Origin of the sequence: Nocardioides sp. (assembly GCF_025965415.1) — a bacterium.
In the GTDB taxonomy this organism is placed as follows: Bacteria; Actinomycetota; Actinomycetes; order Propionibacteriales; family Nocardioidaceae; genus Nocardioides.
Genome location: NZ_JAOPWY010000017.1, coordinates 16,176 through 35,818 on the forward strand (window position 1 = coordinate 16,176; position 19,643 = coordinate 35,818).

The following is a 19,643-nucleotide window of genomic DNA, read 5'->3' on the forward strand; positions in this document are numbered from 1 at the left end:
CAACCTCTGATGGGTGGTCCCCTCCGCACCGGGTGCCTGATGACGATGCGAAGACTCCTGATCGCACTGACCTGCACCGCCCTGCTCGGTGGTGTCGTGGCGTTCCAGACCGGGGCGGTCGCCCTGGTCGAAACCCAAGGCAACAGCATGGGGCCGCGAATCAGCGCCGGGGACCTCGTCATCGTCCGAGCGTCCAGCAGCTACCGGGTCGGGGACGTGGTCGCCTACACCAGCGCCGACCTGGACCAGACGGTGCTGCACCGGCTGGTCGCGGTCGACGACGGCCGGTACACCCTGCGGGGCGATCACAACGAATTCGACGACCCCGAACAACCTACCACCGCGCAGCTGATCGGCACCGAACTGGTCCACATCCCCTCCGGCGGCATCTGGCTCGACCGCCTCACCGCCCCAACCTCCCTGGGCATCCTCGCCCTCGGACTGCTGGCGGCCGGCGGCACCGCCGCAGGGACCACGCGCAGACGAAGGAAGAGAGCAATGTCGCAGCACGCCGCACCAACCCGATCCCCCCGGTGGGCGACCGGCTGGGCACCTCGGCTGCGCGCCACCGTCAGCATCGCCGCCGCAGCCGGCGCCCTCGGACTCCTGCTCGGCGCCGTCGGATGGACTCGACCCAGCACCACGGCCCAGAATCCGAGCGACCAGCCCGCCGCCACGATGACCTTCTCCTACCACGCACAGGTGCCGCCCTCGCCCGCCTACGACGGCACCCGGGTCACTGCACCCGACCCAATCTTCCGCAAGCTCACCGATCAGGTCGTGCTGCACTATGCCTACCGCGGTGACCTCAAAACGATGAGGCTCACCGCCGAGCTCTCCACCACCAGCGGCTGGCACTCCACCATCGCGCTCCAGCGCCCAGTCACCATCAACGACACTGACGACACCGGACGCGTGCGCCTGAACCTCGAGCAGCTCGACGCCCGCGCCCAGGCGGCCGCCAACACCATCGGAATCCCCGCCGCACAGGTCGACCTCACCGTGGCGGCCACCATCACCGCCACCGACGGCCACACCTTTACGCCCCGGCTGGCCTTCACGCTCACCCCCACCCAACTCACCCTCCCCGGCGGCCCCCCGGCACTGACCGTCCACGACACCACCCCGACCAACGACCCGACCAGGGTCCAGAACACCCTCGCCATCGTCGGCCACCAGGTTCCCGTGACCACGCTACGTACCACCTCGACCGCCCTCGCCCTCAGTGGACTCCTGCTTCTCTGCCTTGCCGGTCCCGCCCTCGCGCGCAAGGCCACCAACGAGGACGCCGCGATCAGCCGCCGGTACGCCACCATCCTGCTCCCCATCGAACCGGTCACCAGCCCACCAGGCCGAGCGGTCATCGACGTCACCGACTTCCCCGCCCTAGCCAGACTCGCCGAACGATACGGCCAACTCGTCATGCACTGGACCCGCAGCAACGTGGAGACCTACATCGTCCACGACGACGGCATCACCTACCGCTACCGCACCGGCACCCGACCCGCCCAGACCACCCCAGCCGCCCCCGGGGCCGGCCCCACTCAGCCCGTCGACCAGAGGTCCGAGACCCCCGCATGAACACCAGCTCCACGATCTACACGAGGTCGCGCATCCAGCGGATGCCGGCCGGGTCCAGACCGTTGGCCGGCTCGTCGAGGACCAGCACCGCAGGGTCGCCGATCAGGGCTGTGGCGATGCCGAGCCGTTGACGCATTCCCAGTGAGTAGTTGCCGACCCGTCGTGATGCCTCACTGGAGGTGAGGCTCACGACGTCGAGCATCTCGTCGACACGGTGACCGGGTAGCCCCATGTATCTCTGGGCGATGGTGAGGATCTCCCGTCCGGTGCGACCCGCGTGCTGCGCAGAAGCGTCCAGCAGCACGACGACCTCGAGGCCGGGGTTGGGGAGGTCGCCGTACCAGCGCCCTGCGAAGGTGACGGTGCCGGACGTCGGCCGGGTGAGGCCGACCATGATCCGCATCGTGGTCGACTTCCCGGCCCCGTTGGGCCGCAGGAATCCGGTCACGCGACCAGCCTGGGCAATGAAGCTGACATCGTCGACGGCGGTGAAGCCTCCGTAGTGCTTGGTGACGCCCTCGACGGTGATCACGGGGTGCCGATCGACACCGGGACCGCGGGGACCAGGGGCTCGGCCGGCGTCGGCTCGGCTTCGGTCACCGGGCCATCCACGTGGATGCTGGGCAGCACCCGGTCGAGCCAGCCCGGCAGCCACCAGTTGCGGTCGCCGAGCAGCTCCATGGTCGCGGGGACCATCACCATCCGGACGATCGTGGCGTCGATGAGGACCGCGGCACCCAGGCCGAGCCCGAACATCTTCGTCAGGACCGAGTCTCCCAGCACGAAGGACAGGAAGACGGTCACCATGACGGCCGCGCTTGCGGTGATGACGCGGGCCGACTTGGCCAGTCCGTCAGCCACCGCGAGGGCGTTGTCGCCGGTGCTGTCGTACTCCTCCTTGATCCGGGAGAGCAGGAACACCTCGTAGTCCATGGAGAGCCCGAACAGGATGGCGAAGATGCCGATCGGCAGCTGGATGGGCACCGGCGTGGCCTCGGAGATGCCGACCAGGTCTCCGAACGGTCCACCGCTGGTGGCAAGTGCCAGGACCCCGAACGCCGCCCCCGTGGCCAGGAGGTTCATGATCACGGCTTTCAAAGGGACGAGGACCGAGCGGAACACCATCATCAGGAGCAGGAAGGACACCAGCAGCACGCCGCCGAAGAAGAACGGCAGCCGGTCGGCCGTGCCGCGGGTCGAGTCGACGTTCGCTGCGATCATCCCGCCGACGTGCACCGTCAGATCCGTGCCCGCGGAGGCCGCAGGGATGGCGTCCTCGCGAAGGGTGTCGACGAGGTCGACAGTCGCCGCGTCCTGGGGAGAGCCGCTCGGCGTCACGGACAGCACCGCCGTGTCCCCGGCGTCGTTCACGATCGCTGGGGCGACACGCGCCACCCCGTCGACCGCGCTCAACGTGGAGCCCAGCGCGTCGGAAGCACCCTTGAGGTCGCGGCCTGCGCCCTGGACGGTCAGCACCATCGGGGCGGTGGAACCCGGACCGAACCCGTCCGCGAGCAGGTCGTACGCCTGCCGGGAGGTGGAGGTCCTCACGTCGTTCCCGGCGTCCGGGAACCCGAAGCGGATGCCGAGGAAGGGCGCGCCCAGCGCCAGCAGGACCGCCAACGCACCGATGGCGGCACCCCATGGACGGCGCTGGATGAAGCGGCTCCAGCGGAACCAGCGGGAGCCGTCGTTGGAGCGGCTCTCTCTCCTCACGAACGGCACGTGCAGGCGTTCGATACCGCGGCCGGTGAAGCCGAGGACGGCCGGCAGCAGGGTCAGCGACGCCGCGACGGTGACGAGGACGGCGAGCGACACGGTGAACGCGAAGCCGTTCATGGACGGTTGGCCCATCCAGAGGATGCCGAGCATCGAAGCGATCACCGTGATGCCGGCAAACAGGACGGCGCGACCGGCCGTCCCGATCGCGGTGGAGGTCGCTCCTCGAGGGTCCTGCCCAGCGGCGAGACTGGTGCGGAAGCGCGTCACGATGAGCAGGGCGTAGTCGATTCCGACGCCGATGCCGACCATGGCCGCAGTTGCGGGAGCCCAGTCGGGCACGTCGACGACGCGGCGCAGCACCTCACCGAGTGCCATCGCGATGCCGATGCCGAACAGGGCCGTCACCAGCGGAAGGCCCATCGCCACGACGGAGCCGAAGGTGACGAGCAGGATGATCGCGGCCGCGCCCAGGCCGATCATCTCGGAGCCGACGGGTGCCGTCTGGGAGAGAGCGGCCACAGGGCCTCCGACCTCGACCTGAAGCGTCTCGTCACCCGCAGCCAGGATCGGCTCGACCAGCGCCGCGGCCAGCGCCGGTGTGTACTCGTCGACGGTGAGGGCGAGGGCCACGTCGGCGTACGCCGTCGTCCCGTCATCGGAGACCTGCGCTGCACCTCCGGGAGCGAACGGGCTGGCGATGCCGACAACGTCGTCGTTGCGCGCCACATCGGCGAAGATCGTGGCGGCGCGGGCCCGCACCTCCGGCGAGCTGAGCCCGTCCTCCGCGTGGAGCACGATCTGGACGGTGTCGCCGGAGCGCTGGGGAAACGCGTTCTCCAAGGTGCTCGAGGCGGCCCGCGACTCCGACCCGGGCTGGAGGTAGTCCTGTCGGAACTCCCCGCCCCAGGCACTGGCCAGGAGGAACGAGGCGGCCAGCGACCCCAGCCAGGCGAGAACGACGATGCGACGGTGCCGGAAGCACCAGTCAGCGAGATCGACCAACATTGCGGGCTCCTCAAGTCGAAAGGTTCGAGACGCCTCGACGCTAGGGACGGCACTCGCCACGCACGATGGGGCTGGCAGCAGCACCGTGGGGGTCAGCACCACGGCTGGTGGGCGTCAGCACCACTACAGTCGAGTCATGGCGCTGCGCGTCGTCTTCGCCGACGACAACTATCTGGTCCGCGAGGGTCTCGCAGCGCTGCTGGCCCAGGCCGAGGCCATCGACCTGGTCGACGTCGTGGCCGACCCGGAGACGTTGCTCGCCTCCGTCGCGATGCACTCCCCTGACGCGGTCCTGACTGACATCCGGATGCCACCCAGCCACACGGATGAGGGCATCGAGGCGGCCAAGCGGATCCGCGCGCGACACCCCGGCGTAGGGGTCGTCGTGCTGTCCCAGTACGTCGAGGAGGACTACGCCTTCGACCTGTTGTCCGACGGGGTCGCCGGGATGGGCTATCTGCTCAAGGAGCGCGTCGGCGACCTGGATGAGCTGGTCCGAGCCCTGACCGAAGTCGCCCGTGGCGGCTCCGCGCTCGACCCCTTGGTCGTCGAGGCGTTGCTGGCCCGACGCGGCAACGACGGTCCCCTCCTCGGGCTCACTGATCGGGAGCGCGAAGTCCTCGCGGTCATGGCCACGGGACGCAACAATGCCGCCATCGCCAGGACGCTCTTCATGAGCGACCGGGCCGTGGAGAAGCACATCGGCTCGGTGTTCCAGAAGCTGGGGCTGGTCGAGGAGCACGAGACGAACCGTCGCGTCATGGCCGTCCTCGCCTATGTGAAGGCCAGCGGCGCTTGATGATGTGGGGTACGGCCCACCCCACCCCATGGGTTCGGTCGAGGGCACTGCCCCCGCAGGACGATCGGGACCACACTCACATCATGAGGACACGCACCGGCTCGGGACCACTCCGCGGCCTCGGGGTGCACCGAGTGCTGGTGTGGGTCGGGTTGACCATCTTCGTGGCAGCCACCTACGTGGTCGTGGTGCGCGGTGTCGGAGCGCTCGTGGGCCGCACGGAGTCCCCCAGCGTCTTGCTGTCCATCCTGGCGACGACGGCCGTGGCACTCTCGTTCGCACGGGTGCAGACCACTCTGGAGGGGTGGCTCCGGAGGTGGGACAGCGGCCACGCAGCGGCGCCGTACGACGTGCTCAGTCACTTCTCCGACAGCGTCCCCGCGGACGAGGGGGGCGAGGAGCAGCTCGCGCGGATGGCCCGCCTCCTCGGCGAGGGCACCGGTGCCGAGTGGGCCCAGGTGTGGGTGATGGCCTCCGCCGGGCTGACCCTCGCCGCCACCTGGCCGGCCGACACAGGCATCCCAGAGACGGACCCCGTTCCAGGACCGGACGGGCGCGACGCCACCGCACCCGGACGGCGCGCCCTGGCCGTGAGCCTCGGCGGGGAGACGTTGGGCATCCTTCGGCTCCAGGAGCGCCCCGACCTTCCACTGTCCGGGGTCGAGGAGAGGCTGTTCAATGCCCTCGCTGATCGCGCCGGGCTGATGCTGCGACTGCTCGGCGTGCGGGCCGACCTGGTGGGCCGGCACGACGAGCTGGTGGAGCGAGCCGGCGAACTGAGGGCATCGCGCGAACGGCTCATCGAAGCCCAGGATGCCGAGCGACAGCGGCTGGAGCGGGACCTCCACGACGGCGCGCAACAGCATCTGGTGGCGCTGACGGTCAACCTGCGGTTGGCGCAGGCCCTCTCGAAGGATTCGCCTGACCGGGCCGGCGAGCTCCTCGGCCGACAAGCCGACGCGGCTGCGGTCGCGATCGAGACGCTGTCCTCCCTGTCGCGTGGGATCTACCCACGGCTGTTGTCCGAGGAGGGGCTGGTGCCAGCCCTGCGCGCCGCGGTCGCCACCAGTGCGACCCCCGTGACGATCAGGGCTGACGCGATGACGCGACTACCCGCCGCCGTCGAAGCGGCGTTGTACTTCTGCTGCATGGAGGCGGTGCAGAATGCTACGAAACACTCGGGGGCCAGCGCGGTGGGCGTGGACCTGAGCAGCGACCGCGGAGAGTCGCGACTCGTCGTAACTGACGATGGCGTGGGGTTCATCCAGTCGCCAGGTGCTGCCACAGGGGCCGGTCTGGTCAACATGCGTGACCGCCTCGACGCAGTCGGCGGAACCGTGACCGTCATCTCGGAGGCCGGCGCCGGCACCACGGTCTCAGCCCTGGTCCACGTTCAGGCGGCCTGACATGCGCGCGCGGATCGCCTGGGCTCTGTTGGGCCTGAGCGTACTGGCCGCCACCCTCGACACCGTCTTCACCGCGATGCACCGCACGCTGTGGAGCGAGGCGACCTGGGCCGAGCACGGGTGGCCGCTGGCCCCACTGGCCAACCTCGGTTGCGCCGCGATGGGTGCGCTCATCGTCAGACGCCATCCCAGGCATCCCATCGGCTGGCTGCTCTGCGTGGCGAGCTTGCTGTCGGTGACGTTGGCCGCGGAGGCGTACGGCAACTGGGTGCTCGACGGGAATGGCCCCGGCCCCGAGGCCTGGGCCCACCTGGCTCTGTGGGCGGGACCTCTGCTCGGCTGGCCGGCCTTCACCGCACTGGTGCTGGTGTTCCTGATCGCACCCGACGGACACCTGCCCTCACCCCGGTGGCGCTGGGCGGTCGCCGTCACCCTCACCGGCCTCGTCCTGCACACGATGGGGACCCTGTCGACCCCGCCTGGCGACTTCGTCTACGGCCAGAGAGACAGCACCCGACCCATCACGGCGCCGCTCCTCACGGTGGGGTGGATGCTCGTGGCCGTCGGGTTGATCGCCTCCGCGGTCTCGCTGGTGGCGCGCCTGCGACGCTCGCGCGACGACGTACGCCGTCAGCTGCTGTGGATTGCTGCGGCAGCGGCACTCTTGGCACTGGGCGTGATCGTGATCCTGGCGGTGCCACGGATGACCGGGGTGGAGGGAACCTGGCTGGCCTCCTTGCCTCTGCGCATGGCGCAGGTGGCAGTGCCACTCTGCGTGGCGGTCGCGATTCTCCGCCACCGGCTGCTGGAGATCGATGTCATCGTCAACCGCGCGCTCGTGCTCACCCTTGCCACCGCCGTGGTGGCCGTCGGCTACGTGCTCGTGGTCGTGGCAGTGGGGCTCGCCGTCGGCGGCGGGACCACCGGCTTCTGGCCATCGCTCCTGGCGACAGCGGTAGTGGCACTGGCCTTTCAGCCGTTGCGGAGAAGCGTGGTCCGTCTGGCGGACCGTCTGGCCTTCGGCAGCTCGGCCGCCCCCTACGAGGCGCTCGCCGACTTCAGTCGGCGTCTGAGCAACAGTCCGGACCCGTCGACCCTGCTCCCCGCCGCCGCGGAGGCCGCCGCCCGTGCGGTCAAGGCGACCCGCGCCGTGGCCGTGCTGCACGTCGAAGCCGGCACCGAGCTGACTGCGGTCTGGCCCCCGGGCGACGGGGGCGACCCCACGGCACGTGAGCTGGAGTTTCCCGTCCTCCATCTCGGGGAACGCCTCGGCAGCATCACCCTCACCATGCCGGCCGGACACCCGCTTCGCGGCTGGCAGCACCAGCTGCTCGCCGATCTAGCCGACCAGGCCGGACTGGCCTTTCGCCATGCGCGACTGAGGCTCGAGCTGTCGGGTCAGGTGGCGAAGCTCGGGCTGCGCACCCGCGAGCTGGGCGACTCGCGCCGCCGACTGATCAGCGCCAACGACGCCGAACGAAGCCGACTCGAGCACGCCATCGCCGGCCAGGTCGTTCCTCACCTGCGGTCGCTTCCCGATCGGTTGCGCCAGCTGTCCCTGACCGGAATCGGGAGGAGCACGACGTCCGACGACACGCTCCTCGACCCGCTGGTCCTCTCGCTCAACACAGCACTCGAGTCCTTGAGGGAGATCACCCGGGGCGTCTTCCCGGCCCAGCTGGCCCGCTCCGGCCTTGCGGCAGCCCTCCCGTCCCTGTTCACCCGAATCGGGAGCACCACGCGGCTGACGATCGACGCGCGTGTGGCCGACAGACGCTTCGACGCCCGGGCCGAAGCGGCCGCCTACTTCTGCGTCGCCGAGGCAACGCGCGGTCTACAAGATCCCGTCGTGGTGGAGCTGTCTCTGGTCGATGACCAGCTGTGGGTCGCGGTCAGCGGACGCGACGGGGGCGGGCTGGCCCTGAACCACATCCGGGATCGGGTCGAGGCCACCGGCGGGACGGTGTGGGTGACCAGCTCAGATGGCCGCATCGCCCTCGAGGCGTGCGTGCCGGAGCCGGTGGCATCCTGAACCTCGTCGCCCCAGCGCTTCACACGGTGGCCGCTGACCACACCTCACGCAGCCGGTCCGGTCCCAGCGAGGACTTCGTGACATAGGCCACCGCTCCGCACTCCGCAATGAAGCGAGCACCAGCGTCATCGTCATACGTCGAGAGCAGCACCACCACGGGCGAGGACGGGAGCGCCCGCACGCGTCGCGTGGCCTCCAGCCCGTCGATGCCGGGGAGGTTGACGTCCATCAGGACGAGGTCCGGGAGCACCTCGGCGCAGATGAGCACCGCTTCCTCACCAGACCAGGCCACGCCTGCAGGCTCGAACCCCGCGGTCGCCTCGACCACCGCGCTCATGGCGCGAAGGAAGGGGGCCTGGTCATCAACCATCAGCACACGCACGCCCATGGGGGCTCACCTCCTGATCAGAGTCTGTTGGCCCCCGGCCGCGCTCGGGAGGGGGTGAGCCGTACGACCGAGGTGATCAACCCCCGCCCTAGCTGGGTCCGGGCGCGCTCACTCCCCCAGGATTTCCCCGTACCAGGCACCTACTGGACGCCCACCCGCTCGGGCGAAACGTCGCTGCCCCCCCGTCTGACCTGCACAAACGTGCTGAGCGAGTAGCGACACACGATGCCTCTGGGTGTCCTACGACATCTGAGCCACGCTCACCGGCAGGCCCACCAGCCCCCGGCCACCCCTCCCTTCGGGATTCCTCAGGGGAGGCGGTGGCCGGGGGCTGCGCCATTCGCGCACGGCTCCGGCGAGCTCCGAAAGGCCTTCGGCATCCGGGTCCTCACCACTGCGCCGGGACGTCGGGGGCCGGGACGGGGCCGGGTTGCGTGACGTCGACCGGGAGCTCGAGGGACGCCTGGAGCCCAGGATCCGAGCCCTCGGAGAGGAGCAGGTGCCCGCCGAGCGAAGCCGCGAGGACAGCCGCCAGGGCGAGGCCCATCCCCCGGCCGGCGACCGGTTGCCGAGGGTGGGTGCCGCGCTCGAAGGGCCGCGTCAGACGCTCGCGGTCAGCCGGGTCGATGCCGTCGCCGTGGTCACAGACCTCGATCCGGGTCCCGGCAGCCGAGGTGGCCGACGAGACCCGGACGGTGGATGAGTCGGGAGCGTAGGTGATGGCGTTGTCGAGCAGCTCGCGGAGCGCTCGGCGCAGGCGCCGAGCGTCGGTCACGCACGTCTGGGGCCTCGCCCCGCTGATCAGGAACCGCACGCCGCGCCCTGCGGCACGGTCTCGGTGGACGTGGACCTCCTCCGCCACCAGCTCCGTGATGTCGACAGGCTCCGGGGTCATCGGTTCGACGGACGCGGCGACCAGGTCGCACACCCCGAGGACGACGTCGCTGAGCCGCTGCGCGGCACGCAGCACGGCCAGGTGCGACGCGTGGACCTCTGCGGGGACCTCGTGCTCGTGGCCGATCAGCAGCTCGGCGTGGCACAGCACCACGGTCAGGGGTGTGCGCAGGTGATGGTTGACCCGCTCCACGAGCTCGCGGGCGAACACGTGCTCCCCCGCCGCTCGGCTGTCGGGCGCGCCCGCCACGTCGTACGACGGATCCCCTCTCGTCCGCCCGTCACGTTCCGGCACGTCGCCTCCTCCATGCTGCGCAGCGGGACCGCGCCCGCCGGCAGTTCCCGGGGCGTTGGGAGCGGTGGTCTGGGTGGCGCCTTGTCGCCCGAAGGGGACGGGCACAAGGCGCCACGAGGGTCCCCGGGGGAGGAACCCTCGGCCCAAGGATGACCCGGCAACGGGCCTCGACGGCTGTCTCGGGGCGACCCCCGCGTGATCCGGCCCGCAGACCGCGCATACCGGCTCAACGAGGGGTCGGCAGCACTGGTTGAGCAACCTAGAATGGCCTCTGACTGCCGGCGGCCGGGCGCCGAGTCATGCCACTGCAGGGAGAAGCATCATGAGCGCCGCCGCCGCTGGCCGCGGGCCAGACCAGGACGAGAGCCACACGTCGTCGCCAGCGAGGGTGCGGACCGCCACCGACGACCGTGACGAGGCCGAGAGGATCGTCAGGGACCTCTACCTGCCGAACCGGCTCGACCTGTCCAAGGGGTCCGCTCCGCTGGGCATGGAGGTGACCGGAGTTCGTGTGGGTGCACTGACGGTGGGGCGACTGCGCTACGGGCGCCGGGTGCGTCTGCAGACCGCTGACGCCGAGAACTTCCATGTCAACCTCTCCCTGCGCGGCCGGGCGAGCTCGAGGAGTGGAGGCGGCGAGCCGGTGACGACAGGTGCGGGACAGGCGCTCATCTTCTCGCCGGAAGCACCTGCCGAGATGTCCTGGTCGGCCGACTGTGAGCAACTGTGCCTGATGATTCCCCGGGGTCGCCTGGAGGCCGAGCTCGAGCAGCTCCTGGGCCGTTCCCTCCGGGGGCGGCTGGCGTTCGACTTCACTGCCGACCTGCACAGCCCCGACGGGCGTCGTTGGCGCACCGTGCTCAACCTGCTCGTGGACGAGCTCGACCACACGACGGCTGCCGGCCTGGATCCCCGCCTGGGCAGGCACGTCGAAGCCCTGGTGACGGCTGGCCTCCTCCTGGGCCAGTCCCACAGCCATCGCACCGCCGTGCTCAGCGACCGTGTGGGCAGGCTGGGCACGGCGATCAGGCAAGCCGTGGAGCTCCTCGAGGAGCGGCCGTCGGAGCCGTGGACGACGGTCCGTCTCGCCACTGAGGTGCACCTGAGCGTCCGGGCCCTGCAAGAGGGATTCCGCAGGGACCTCGCCACACCCCCGATGACGTACCTGCGCCGGGTCCGGCTCCGCCGAGCCCACCAGGCGCTCCTGGCGGCGGACCGCGACGAAACCACGGTCGGTGCCGTCGCCGTCGGGCTCGGCATCATGCACCTGGGACGCTTCGCCGCCGCCTACCGCAGCGCCTTCGGCGAGGCCCCGTCGGACACGCTCGACCGGCACGCCTGACACTGCCGTCGGGGCTGGCCAGTGTGCGCTGACCGTCGTCCCGGACGGCGCCCGCGTCACGTTCCGACCCTTTCGGTGCACAGCTCGCGCAGCCTGTGTGCCAGGTCCTCCATCTGGGAGGCCACACACCGAAAGGCACCTCATGTCCAGTAACAAGTTGGTCCTCAAGGGCGCGCTCACGGTCGCGACGGGCACTGCGCTGCTCGTCGGTGGGTTCGGGTCCTTCGCCCTCTGGTCGGAGCAGGACCCCCTGCCGAGCGACCCGATCTCCGCGGGCGAGCTCTCGCTGCAGGCGCAGACCGGGTCGTGGGTCGACGAGTCCGAGGGCGCGGCGAACGCCACGTGGGATCCCGCGACCGACAAGCTCGTCCCGGGTGACACCGTGTCGCTCACCGTCCCGCTCACCGTCACCGCTGTCGGGAAGAACCTCGCCGGTAGGATTGACCTCGACGGTTCCGCGCTCGACGTCGCGGACTTCGGAGGCCACCTCACCGTGAGCTACGACGTCGCACCGACCCCGGAGGCTGGTGTCACGGACGAGACGAACGGAACCGTCTCCTTCCTGCGCAGCGCCATGGGCGACAACAGCATCCAGGCCGAGGGGAAGGTCACGTTCGCGCTCTCCTCGGCCGCCACGCTCAGCGAGGCCGAGAACGCCAACGCGGTGCTGTCCGAGGTGCAGTTCGTGACCACTCAGGTCCGACCGACCGTGCAGCCCTGACCCGGCCCACTGACTCCATGGACAGAGCACGGCACAGGGGCGGTCGCAGGTCTGCGGCGATCGCCCCTGGGCGGCGCCCGGGTCAGCCGATGGCAGGGAGTGACGGACACCGGACCCGGTCCGCCGCACAGATCGTGACGGAGACCGTCTCGTGGGCCCTGCTCGTGGGCGCCCTGGCCCTGGGGGTCGCCTGCGTGCTGCTCCCGATGGCGCTGGGCGCCGTCCCGCTGACGATCCTGTCCGGCTCGATGGCCCCGGGGATGCCCCCCGGATCACTCGCCATCGTCCGTCCCGTCGACGCCACCCAGGCCCGCATCGGGGACGTGCTCACCTACCAGCCACAGCCGGACGACCCGACGCTGGTGACCCACCGGGTCGTCGCAGTGTCCAGGAACGCCCACGGCGACGTCAGCCTCACCGTGCAGGGAGACGCCAACCGTGCTCCGGACGAGCAGCCTGTCCGACCCGATCAGGTGCAGGGGTCAGTCGTCTACGCCGTGCCGTACGTCGGACGGGTGGCCAACCGGCTCAACGTGGGCGGGGGTGGGGACCGTGCCCGTTGGGCGGGCTACGCGCTGATCGGGGTCGGGGCGCTGAGGATCCTGCTCGGGCTCTGCGCTCATCTCCGGCCTGCCCGGACGAGGTGCTCGTACAGCAGGCGCACGACGATCGCGCCCTCCCCCACGGCGGACGCCACCCGCTTCACCGAACCGCTGCGCACGTCCCCGACCGCGAACACGCCTGCGCTGGCGGTCTCGGGCGAGGGGGCGCACTCGTAGCCTGTGCCGGTCAGCACGAAGCCCCGGTCGTCGAGCGCGACCGCCCCGTTGAGCCACCCGGTGTGGGGCTCGGAGCCGATCAGCACGAACAGTGCTGTCGTGTTGAGGACGCGTTGCTCGTCCGACCGGAGGTCGTGCAGGACCACCTCCTCGAGACTGAGGTCCCCCCGCAGCTCGGACACCTCGCAGCCGCGCCAGACGTGCACTCGCGGCGAGGAGACGATCCGCTCAGCGAGGTAGCGGGACATGTCGCGTTCCAGGTCGTCGTGGCGGATCACGAGATTGACCTCACCAGCGTTGCGGGCCAGGAAGAGGGCGGCCTGACCGGCGGAGTTGCCGCCACCCACGACCGTGACCGGGTCGCCGCGGCAGAGTCGTGCCTCGTACTCCGTGGCGGCGTAGTAGACGCTGGGACCCTCGAGCCGGTCCATGCCGGGGATGTCGAGGCGGCGGTAGCGCACGCCGGTCGCCAGCACCACGGTGTGCGCCTCCACGTGGGACCCGTCGGTCAGAGTCACGACGAAGTGGCCATCGGTGCGGTCGAGCGACCGGGCCTCGCCGGGGATCGTGAAGACGGCACCGAACTTGCGGGCCTGGACCACCGCTCGGTCAGCGAGCTCGGCGCCGGAGATGCCGGCGGGGAAGCCGAGGTAGTTCTCGATCTGGGACGACGTCCCCGCCTGCCCTCCCGTCGCGACCGCGTCGAGCACGACCGTCGAGAGCCCTTCGGAGGCCGCCGCCACCGCGGCGGCGAGACCGGCGGGGCCGGCGCCGACCACGAGGACGTCGTGCGCATCGCTCGGCGGCACCTCCCTGCGCAGGCCGATCACCGCGGCCAGCTCCTCGGCGCTGGGGTTGCGCAGGACCACCTGTCCCTTCCAGATCACGACGGGGGTCTGCTCGGGTGGGATGTTGAAGGCGCGCAGGGTCGCCTCTGCCGCAGGATCGTCCTCCAGGTCGTCCCAGCGGTAGGGAATCCGGTTGCGGCTCGCGAAGTCCCTCAGTCGGCGGGTGTCGGGCGAGTAGCGCGAGCCGATGATGCGGAGCCCGGCGCCGATGTTCACGTGGATGCTGCGCCGCAGGATGAACGCCCGCAGGATCAGGTCCCCCAGGGCCTGGTCCTCGGTGACCACCTGCTTGAGCCGGTCGAAGGGGATCTCCAGGACCTCGACGTCGGTCTGGGCGACGGCGGTGACGAAGACGGCCTGGCCGGTGAGCATCGACAGGTCACCCACGAATCGACCCGGCCCGTGGACGGCGATCACTCGCGCCCGCTCCTCGCCCTGCCCCTCCTGCAGGACCTTGACCCTGCCCTCCAGCACCACGAAGACGCCGCAGTCGCGGTCCCCCTCGCAGAACAGCGTGGTGCCTGCCTCGAGCCGCTTCCGCTCGCCGTGGCGCGAGAGCAGCATGATCTGGGCGTCCGTCAGCCGGGGATAGGCGCCCGTGACATCGGGGGTCTCGGGCAGTTCCGCTGACGCGGCCTCAGACGAACTGCTCGTCGACATAGCACCACCTCCAGCTCTCCCCCGGCTCGATCGAACGCACGATGACGTGGCCCGAGGCCGCGGCATGGGCGCGCGCATGGCGCATCGGGGAGGAGTCGCAGCAGCCGACCTGGCCACAGGTCAGGCACTGGCGCAGGTGGACCCAGGGGGTGGCGAGGCGCACGCACTCGGGGCACTCGCGCCGGGCGGGCGGCGGCACGGGCTGGATGATCCTCAGGTGCGGGTCCGGGCCGATACCCGTCGGGGTCGTCATGAGGACGTATTCGGGAGCACGGACTCGAGCCACGAGCGCAGCTGGTGCTCCGGCAGGGCACCGATCTTCTTGTCGACCACCTCGCCGCGTGAGAGGAGGACCAACGTCGGAATCGACTGGACCTCGAACCGCCGGCCCACCTCCGGGTTGTCGTCGGCGTTGACCTTGACCAGCTTGAGCTTGCCGGCGAGCTCGCCGGCGAGCTTCTCCAGAGCCGGGCTCACCATGCGGCACGGACCGCACCACGGTGCCCACACGTCGACCAGGACGGGCAGGCTCGACTCATCGGCGACGGCGCGGAACTCCTCGTCGGTGGTGTCCACGACCCAGCGGAGCGGAGTGCTGCACCTCGCGCAGCGCGGAACGCCGTCGGCAACGGACGGCACACGGTTCTTGGCTCCGCAGTTCGCGCACTCGACCGTCGTCGCCTTCTGCATGTTGGTGGTCATGCCGCTGCCCGCCCCTCTGATCGGCCGTGGCCCGCCGTCGTGGTGATCTCCCCGTCGACGACGGCGACGGAGATCGTGCCCCCGTCGGCCGCGTCGCCCCGCAGCAGCGCCCGGCCGATCTTGGTCTCCACCTCGCGGGAGATGTACCTTCGCAGCGGGCGGGCGCCGTACGCCGGGTCGAAGCCCTGGTCTGCGATGAAGCGACGCGCCTCGGTCGTGACGTCGAGGGTGATGCGCATGTCGGCCAGGCGGTCGCGCAGCTCCTCCAGCTGGAGGTCGACGATGCGCTCGATCTCCTCGAGCGTCAGCGGCTTGAACATCACGATCTCGTCGACCCGGTTGAGGAACTCCGGGCGGAAGTGCGCCTGCAAGGTGCGCATCACCATCGAGCGCGCCTCGTCCTCGACCTCGCCATCTGCGGTGACTCCCTCGAGCAGGTGCTCCGAGCCGATGTTGGAGGTCATGATCAGCACGGTGTTGCGGAAGTCCACGGTGCGGCCGTGGGAGTCCGTCAGGCGGCCGTCGTCGAGCACCTGGAGCAGTGTGTTGAAGACGTCGACGTGGGCCTTCTCGATCTCGTCGAGCAGCACCACCGAGTAGGGCTTGCGACGCACGGCCTCGGTGAGCTGGCCACCCTCCTCGTAGCCGACGTAGCCCGGAGGTGCACCGACCAACCGGCTGACGGTGTGCCGCTCCTGGTATTCGCTCATGTCGATCCGGATCATGTTCTCCGCGGTGTCGAACAGGGCGGCCGCCAGCGTCTTGGCCAGCTCGGTCTTGCCGACGCCGGTGGGGCCGAGGAAGATGAACGATCCGATGGGCCGCTGGGGGTTCTTGATGCCCGAGCGGGCGCGGACGACGGCATCGGCCACCAGCTGGACCGCCTCGTCCTGGCCGATGACACGCTCGTGGAGCACCTCGTCGAGGCGGAGCAGCTTGTCGCGCTCCCCTTCCTGGAGTCGCGTGACCGGCACGCCGGTCCAGCGCGACACGACGTCGGCGATCTCGTCAGCCGTCACGACCTCGCGCAGCAGCCGCCTGCCGCCCTGCTTTCCCGCGAGCCGGGACTCAGCCGCCTCCAGTCGCCGCGAGATCTCCGGCAGCTTGCCGTGTCGCAGGGACGCTGCTCGGTTGAGGTCGTACTCGCGCTCGGCCCGCTCGCTCTCCAGGCGTACCTGTTCCAGCTCCTCGCGAAGGGACTGGACCTCACGCAGCGCCGACCTCTCGGCCTCCCACTGGGCACGCAGGGCGTCGGCCTCGGCACGCGCGTCCGCCAGCTCCTTGCGCAGCTCGTCGAGGCGGGTCCTGCTCGCCGCGTCCTGCTCCTGCGACAGTGCCGCCTCCTCGATCTCCATCCGGGTCACGCGTCGGGTGAGCTCGTCGAGCTCGGCCGGCATCGAGTCGATCTCGGTGCGCAGCATCGCGCAGGCCTCGTCGACGAGGTCGATGGCCTTGTCGGGCAGGAAGCGGTCGGAGATGTAGCGGTGGCTCAGCGTCACGGCGGCCACCAGGGCGCCGTCGTGGATCTTCACGCCGTGGAAGACCTCGAGCCGCTCGCGGAGCCCCCGCAGGATCGAGAGGGCGTCCTCCTCGTCGGGCTCGTCGACGATGACGGGCTGGAACCGGCGCTCGAGGGCTGCGTCCTTCTCGATGTGTGTGCGGTACTCGTCGAGGGTGGTCGCGCCGACCATGTGCAGCTCGCCGCGGGCGAGCAGGGGCTTGAGCATGTTGCCGGCATCCATCGCCCCCTCGGCGGCGCCGGCGCCGACGACGGTGTGCAGCTCGTCGACGAACAGCAGGATGTGACCCGCGGCGCCCTGGACCTCGTTGAGCACCGCCTTCAGCCGCTCCTCGAACTCGCCGCGGTACTTGGCCCCGGCGACGAGGGACCCCATGTCCAGGGCGAAGACGGTCTTGTCCCGCAGGCCCTCGGGCACGTCGCCGTCGGCGATCCGCTGGGCCAGACCTTCGACGATCGCCGTCTTGCCGACCCCGGGCTCCCCGATCAGCACCGGGTTGTTCTTGGTCTTGCGCGACAGGATCTGGATCGTCCGGCGGATCTCCCCGTCCCGCCCGATCACGGGCTCGAGCTTGCCTGCCGTCGCGGCCGCCACCAGGTCGCGGCCGTACTTCTCCAGCGCCTCGTAGGTCCCTTCGGGAGTCGCCGACGTCACCCTCTGGTGGCCGCGCACCTCGGTCAGAGCGGCCAGGAACGAGTCGCGGGTCAGCCCCTGGGCGCGGAGGAGCCGCCCGACCGCGGAGCCAGAACCCTCCTCCACCAGGGCGATCACGAGGTGCTCGACCGAGACGTACTCGTCCTTGAGCCTGCGGGCCTCACCGTCGGCGGTGTCGAGCAGCCGGGAGAGCCGTTGAGTGATGTGCACCTGTCCGGGCGTCGCGCCCGGCCCGCTGACCCGTGGGCGGCGGCCGAGCTCGGCCTCCAGGTCCGTGCGCAGCCGGTCCGGGTCGGCTCCCGCCCGGGCCAGCAGGGGCGCGACCAGGCCGTCCGCCTGGTCGAGCAGTGCCAGCAGCAGGTGCTCGCCGTCGACCTCGACATGCCCGAAGCGCAACGCCTTGGTCTGGGCGTCGTGCAGCGCCTCCTGCGACTTCTGGGTCAGCCTGTTCATGTCCATGGAGCTCCTCCTCGTCGTGGCATGCGCTGTTGCGTCCTCTCCATCTCCGCGATCCGGTCGAGCAGCTCGACGACCAGCCCGATGGCGGAGTAGCCGAGGTTCAGGCTCATCCGCAGCCGCTGGATCCGGGCCATCTCCCTCACCTGGGAGGGGGCGAACCACAGGCGTCCCTGCGCGTCGCGGGTGACGTCGAGCAGTCCGAGGGCCACCAGGCGGCGTACCAGCTCGGGATGGACGCCGGTCAGCTGCGCATAGCTGTCCAGGCTGAGCCGGTAGGGCCGGGCGAGGGCGAAGTGCGTGAGCGTGGTCATCGTCTGTCCCTCGCGTCGAAGCCGGAGACCTTCGCAAGCTCCTCGAAGAGCCGTTGCTCGTCGTCGGTGAGGGTCCCCGGGACACGGATCTGCAGCTCGGCGTAGAAGTCCCCGGGCTTGCCTCGCGTGTGGGGAAGTCCGCGGCCCTTGAGCCGCAGCCGGCGGTGGCTGGACGAGCCGGCGGGGACCATGACCGTGGCGGCGCCTCCGGGGGTGTCGACGGAGACGGAGGCGCCCAGGGCTGCCTCCCAGGGAGCGACCGGCAGGAGTGCGTGCAGGTCGCGACCCTCGACGCGGTAACGCGGGTGGTCGGCGATCCGGACCACCAGGTAGAGGTCTCCGGCTGCCGCGGAGCCGCTGCCGGGGCCGCCCTGGCCGCGCAGTCGGATCCGCTGACCGTCGACGACGCCCGCCGGGATGGTGACGTCGATCGTGCGGTTGCCGTCGGGACCGCTGACCGTCAAGCTGCGCTCGGTGCCGTGGTAGGCCTCCTCGACCGACACCTCCACCTCGGCCTCGTGGTCGGAGCCCGCGACGGGGCCCGGTCCCCAGCCGCTCCGACCACGTCCACCCCGCCCCCGGCCGCCGAAGATCCCGCCGAGCAGGTCCTCGATGTCGACCTCGTCGCCGAAGTCGGCTGCCCCGAAACCTCCCGACGGTCCCGCCCCCGACGACCAGCCGCCACGCGCGCCCGCCCCGGCGTCGGCGTACGTCCGTGCTCGGCGCCAGGCGGCGGGATCCGTGTCGGGAGGAACACGTCGGAAGTCCTCACCGAAGGCGTCGTAGCGGCGACGCAGGTCTGGGTCCGACAGCACGTCGTAGGCCTCGGCGATGTCCTTGAACCGCTCCTCGGCCTCGGCGTGCTTGTTGACGTCAGGGTGGTGCTGGCGCGCCAGCCTGCGGTAGGCCCGCTGGATGTCGGCCGGCTCGGCGTCCCGGGGGACTCCGAGGATCTCGTAGAAGTCCTGGGCCATCAGGTTGCCCTCGTGGCCACCACGACCGCGGCCGGGCGCAGGAGCTTGTCATCGGGGCCGTAGCCGGGACGCACGACCTGGGCGACGGTGCCGGGCACCAGCCCGCCACCGGACATGGTGCTGACCGCCTCGTGCACTGCCGGGTCGAAGGCCCGGCCGTCGTCGTCGCGACGTGGGTAGCCGAGGTCGGCGAGGACGCCCACGGCCTGCGCCAGCACGGCACGGACACCCTCGACCACGGAGTCGGGGTCGGACGACGCGTGCTCGAGCGCCCGCTCCAGGTTGTCGACCACCGGCAGCCAGCTGGCTGCCACGACCGCCCGCTCCTGCTCGCGGCCGCGGACCACGTCCCGCGCGCAACGCTTGCGAAAGTTGTCCAGCTCGGCCGCCGAGCGCCGCCATGCGTCCTCCAGCTCCGCGATGGTGCGCGCCGGGTCGACGCGCTGGGCTGCGCCCTCGCCGTGCTCCGGGGTCTCGCTCGCCGGATCCTCGTCGTCTCCTGTCCCGGTCGGCGTGGCCTCGGTCGCCGGTGCCTCCTGGTCGGACATAGC

At 70.7% G+C, this 19,643-nt stretch carries 17 protein-coding genes and 1 pseudogene; 7 read left to right on the forward strand and 11 right to left on the reverse strand.

The window, feature by feature from the left end; genetic code table 11:
• The first annotated feature begins 9 nt into the window (after positions 1 to 9).
• Entirely contained in the window at positions 10 to 1,581 is a 1,572-nt protein-coding gene (locus tag JWN97_RS01870; protein WP_297617297.1) for a signal peptidase I, read from the forward strand.
• A 16-nt stretch (positions 1,582 to 1,597) separates the two neighbouring features.
• Here JWN97_RS01870 and JWN97_RS01875 read toward each other — a convergent pair whose 3' ends face one another.
• The gene (locus tag JWN97_RS01875; protein ID WP_363321239.1) at positions 1,598 to 2,113 is read right to left on the reverse strand and encodes an ATP-binding cassette domain-containing protein; all 516 of its coding nucleotides are present in this window, start codon (positions 2,111 to 2,113) and stop codon (positions 1,598 to 1,600) included.
• A complete protein-coding gene (locus JWN97_RS01880) occupies positions 2,110 to 4,308 on the reverse strand; it encodes an MMPL family transporter (protein ID WP_297617300.1) in 2,199 nt (732 codons plus the stop codon). Before JWN97_RS01880 ends, JWN97_RS01875 begins: the two co-directional genes overlap by 4 nt.
• A 142-nt stretch (positions 4,309 to 4,450) precedes the next feature.
• On the opposite strand from JWN97_RS01880, the gene JWN97_RS01885 reads away from it, so the two are divergent.
• The 3 genes from JWN97_RS01885 (at position 4,451) to JWN97_RS01895 (ending at position 8,545) form a co-directional block, all read left to right on the forward strand.
• Positions 4,451 to 5,107 carry a response regulator transcription factor gene (locus JWN97_RS01885; protein WP_363321241.1) on the forward strand — a complete coding sequence of 219 codons (657 nt, stop codon included), beginning with the start codon at positions 4,451 to 4,453 and terminating at the stop codon, positions 5,105 to 5,107.
• A gap of 413 nt (positions 5,108 to 5,520) precedes the next feature.
• Positions 5,521 to 6,513 carry a histidine kinase gene (locus JWN97_RS01890; protein ID WP_297617306.1) on the forward strand — a complete coding sequence of 331 codons (993 nt, stop codon included), beginning with the start codon at positions 5,521 to 5,523 and terminating at the stop codon, positions 6,511 to 6,513.
• A gap of 1 nt (position 6,514) precedes the next feature.
• On the forward strand, positions 6,515 to 8,545 hold the full coding sequence (locus tag JWN97_RS01895; protein ID WP_297617309.1) for a hypothetical protein: 2,031 nt from the start codon (positions 6,515 to 6,517) through the stop codon (positions 8,543 to 8,545).
• Positions 8,546 to 8,564: 19 nt separating this feature from the next.
• On the opposite strand, the gene JWN97_RS01900 is transcribed toward JWN97_RS01895, so the two are convergent.
• Together JWN97_RS01900 and JWN97_RS01905 are read right to left on the reverse strand one after the other, a co-directional pair.
• On the reverse strand, positions 8,565 to 8,933 hold the full coding sequence (locus tag JWN97_RS01900; RefSeq protein ID WP_363321240.1) for a response regulator transcription factor: 369 nt from the start codon (positions 8,931 to 8,933) through the stop codon (positions 8,565 to 8,567).
• A 388-nt stretch (positions 8,934 to 9,321) separates the two neighbouring features.
• Positions 9,322 to 10,122 (reverse strand): HAMP domain-containing sensor histidine kinase, encoded by an 801-nt coding sequence (locus tag JWN97_RS01905; RefSeq protein WP_297617312.1) that lies wholly within the window; start codon positions 10,120 to 10,122, stop codon positions 9,322 to 9,324.
• 388 nt (positions 10,123 to 10,510) lie between these two features.
• Between JWN97_RS01905 and JWN97_RS01910 the strand changes: the two genes are divergently transcribed.
• The 3 genes and pseudogenes from JWN97_RS01910 to JWN97_RS01920 form a co-directional block, all read left to right on the forward strand.
• Positions 10,511 to 11,464, forward strand: a complete 954-nt coding sequence (locus tag JWN97_RS01910) for an AraC family transcriptional regulator (protein ID WP_297617315.1) — start codon at positions 10,511 to 10,513, stop codon at positions 11,462 to 11,464.
• A gap of 142 nt (positions 11,465 to 11,606) precedes the next feature.
• Positions 11,607 to 12,185 carry an alternate-type signal peptide domain-containing protein gene (locus JWN97_RS01915; protein ID WP_297617318.1) on the forward strand — a complete coding sequence of 193 codons (579 nt, stop codon included), beginning with the start codon at positions 11,607 to 11,609 and terminating at the stop codon, positions 12,183 to 12,185.
• Between the two features lie 89 nt (positions 12,186 to 12,274).
• A pseudogene (locus tag JWN97_RS01920) lies at positions 12,275 to 12,694 on the forward strand (signal peptidase I); the annotation flags it as partial.
• Between the two features lie 110 nt (positions 12,695 to 12,804).
• On the opposite strand, the gene JWN97_RS01925 reads toward JWN97_RS01920, so the two are convergent.
• From JWN97_RS01925 to JWN97_RS01955, 7 genes are read right to left on the reverse strand one after another with little or no spacing between them, the layout of a single operon-like run.
• The gene (locus tag JWN97_RS01925) at positions 12,805 to 14,472 is read right to left on the reverse strand and encodes an FAD-dependent oxidoreductase (protein ID WP_297617320.1); all 1,668 of its coding nucleotides are present in this window, start codon (positions 14,470 to 14,472) and stop codon (positions 12,805 to 12,807) included.
• A complete protein-coding gene (locus JWN97_RS01930; RefSeq protein ID WP_297617323.1) occupies positions 14,450 to 14,725 on the reverse strand; it encodes a UBP-type zinc finger domain-containing protein in 276 nt (91 codons plus the stop codon). The genes JWN97_RS01925 and JWN97_RS01930 overlap by 23 nt, the downstream gene beginning before the upstream one ends.
• Positions 14,722 to 15,174, reverse strand: coding sequence for a thioredoxin (gene trxA, locus JWN97_RS01935; RefSeq protein WP_297617326.1), 453 nt, complete (start codon positions 15,172 to 15,174; stop codon positions 14,722 to 14,724). The genes JWN97_RS01930 and trxA overlap by 4 nt, the downstream gene beginning before the upstream one ends.
• A complete protein-coding gene (gene clpB / locus JWN97_RS01940) occupies positions 15,171 to 17,807 on the reverse strand; it encodes an ATP-dependent chaperone ClpB (protein ID WP_297617329.1) in 2,637 nt (878 codons plus the stop codon). Before clpB ends, trxA begins: the two co-directional genes overlap by 4 nt.
• The gene (locus JWN97_RS01945) at positions 17,798 to 18,118 is read right to left on the reverse strand and encodes a chaperone modulator CbpM (protein WP_297617333.1); all 321 of its coding nucleotides are present in this window, start codon (positions 18,116 to 18,118) and stop codon (positions 17,798 to 17,800) included. Before JWN97_RS01945 ends, clpB begins: the two co-directional genes overlap by 10 nt.
• Positions 18,115 to 19,092, reverse strand: a complete 978-nt coding sequence (locus JWN97_RS01950; RefSeq protein WP_297617336.1) for a DnaJ C-terminal domain-containing protein — start codon at positions 19,090 to 19,092, stop codon at positions 18,115 to 18,117. Before JWN97_RS01950 ends, JWN97_RS01945 begins: the two co-directional genes overlap by 4 nt.
• The gene (locus tag JWN97_RS01955; RefSeq protein WP_297617338.1) at positions 19,092 to 19,640 is read right to left on the reverse strand and encodes a nucleotide exchange factor GrpE; all 549 of its coding nucleotides are present in this window, start codon (positions 19,638 to 19,640) and stop codon (positions 19,092 to 19,094) included. The genes JWN97_RS01950 and JWN97_RS01955 overlap by 1 nt, the downstream gene beginning before the upstream one ends.
• Positions 19,641 to 19,643: the final 3 nt, after the last annotated feature.

Excerpts from the sequence above, each read along its gene's own strand:
- JWN97_RS01870 (WP_297617297.1), top strand. The coding sequence starts at position 10 with ATGGGTGGTCCCCTCCGCACCGGGTGCCTGATGACGATGCGAAGACTC.
- JWN97_RS01880 (WP_297617300.1), bottom strand. The coding sequence starts at position 4,308 with ATGTTGGTCGATCTCGCTGACTGGTGCTTCCGGCACCGTCGCATCGTC.
- JWN97_RS01890 (WP_297617306.1), top strand. The coding sequence starts at position 5,521 with ATGGCCCGCCTCCTCGGCGAGGGCACCGGTGCCGAGTGGGCCCAGGTG.
- JWN97_RS01895 (WP_297617309.1), top strand. The coding sequence starts at position 6,515 with ATGCGCGCGCGGATCGCCTGGGCTCTGTTGGGCCTGAGCGTACTGGCC.
- JWN97_RS01900 (WP_363321240.1), bottom strand. The coding sequence starts at position 8,933 with ATGGGCGTGCGTGTGCTGATGGTTGATGACCAGGCCCCCTTCCTTCGC.
- JWN97_RS01915 (WP_297617318.1), top strand. The coding sequence starts at position 11,607 with ATGTCCAGTAACAAGTTGGTCCTCAAGGGCGCGCTCACGGTCGCGACG.
- JWN97_RS01925 (WP_297617320.1), bottom strand. The coding sequence starts at position 14,472 with ATGTCGACGAGCAGTTCGTCTGAGGCCGCGTCAGCGGAACTGCCCGAG.
- JWN97_RS01930 (WP_297617323.1), bottom strand. The coding sequence starts at position 14,725 with ATGACGACCCCGACGGGTATCGGCCCGGACCCGCACCTGAGGATCATC.
- trxA (WP_297617326.1), bottom strand. The coding sequence starts at position 15,174 with ATGACCACCAACATGCAGAAGGCGACGACGGTCGAGTGCGCGAACTGC.
- clpB (WP_297617329.1), bottom strand. The coding sequence starts at position 17,807 with ATGGACATGAACAGGCTGACCCAGAAGTCGCAGGAGGCGCTGCACGAC.
- JWN97_RS01945 (WP_297617333.1), bottom strand. The coding sequence starts at position 18,118 with ATGACCACGCTCACGCACTTCGCCCTCGCCCGGCCCTACCGGCTCAGC.
- JWN97_RS01950 (WP_297617336.1), bottom strand. The coding sequence starts at position 19,092 with ATGGCCCAGGACTTCTACGAGATCCTCGGAGTCCCCCGGGACGCCGAG.
- JWN97_RS01955 (WP_297617338.1), bottom strand. The coding sequence starts at position 19,640 with ATGTCCGACCAGGAGGCACCGGCGACCGAGGCCACGCCGACCGGGACA.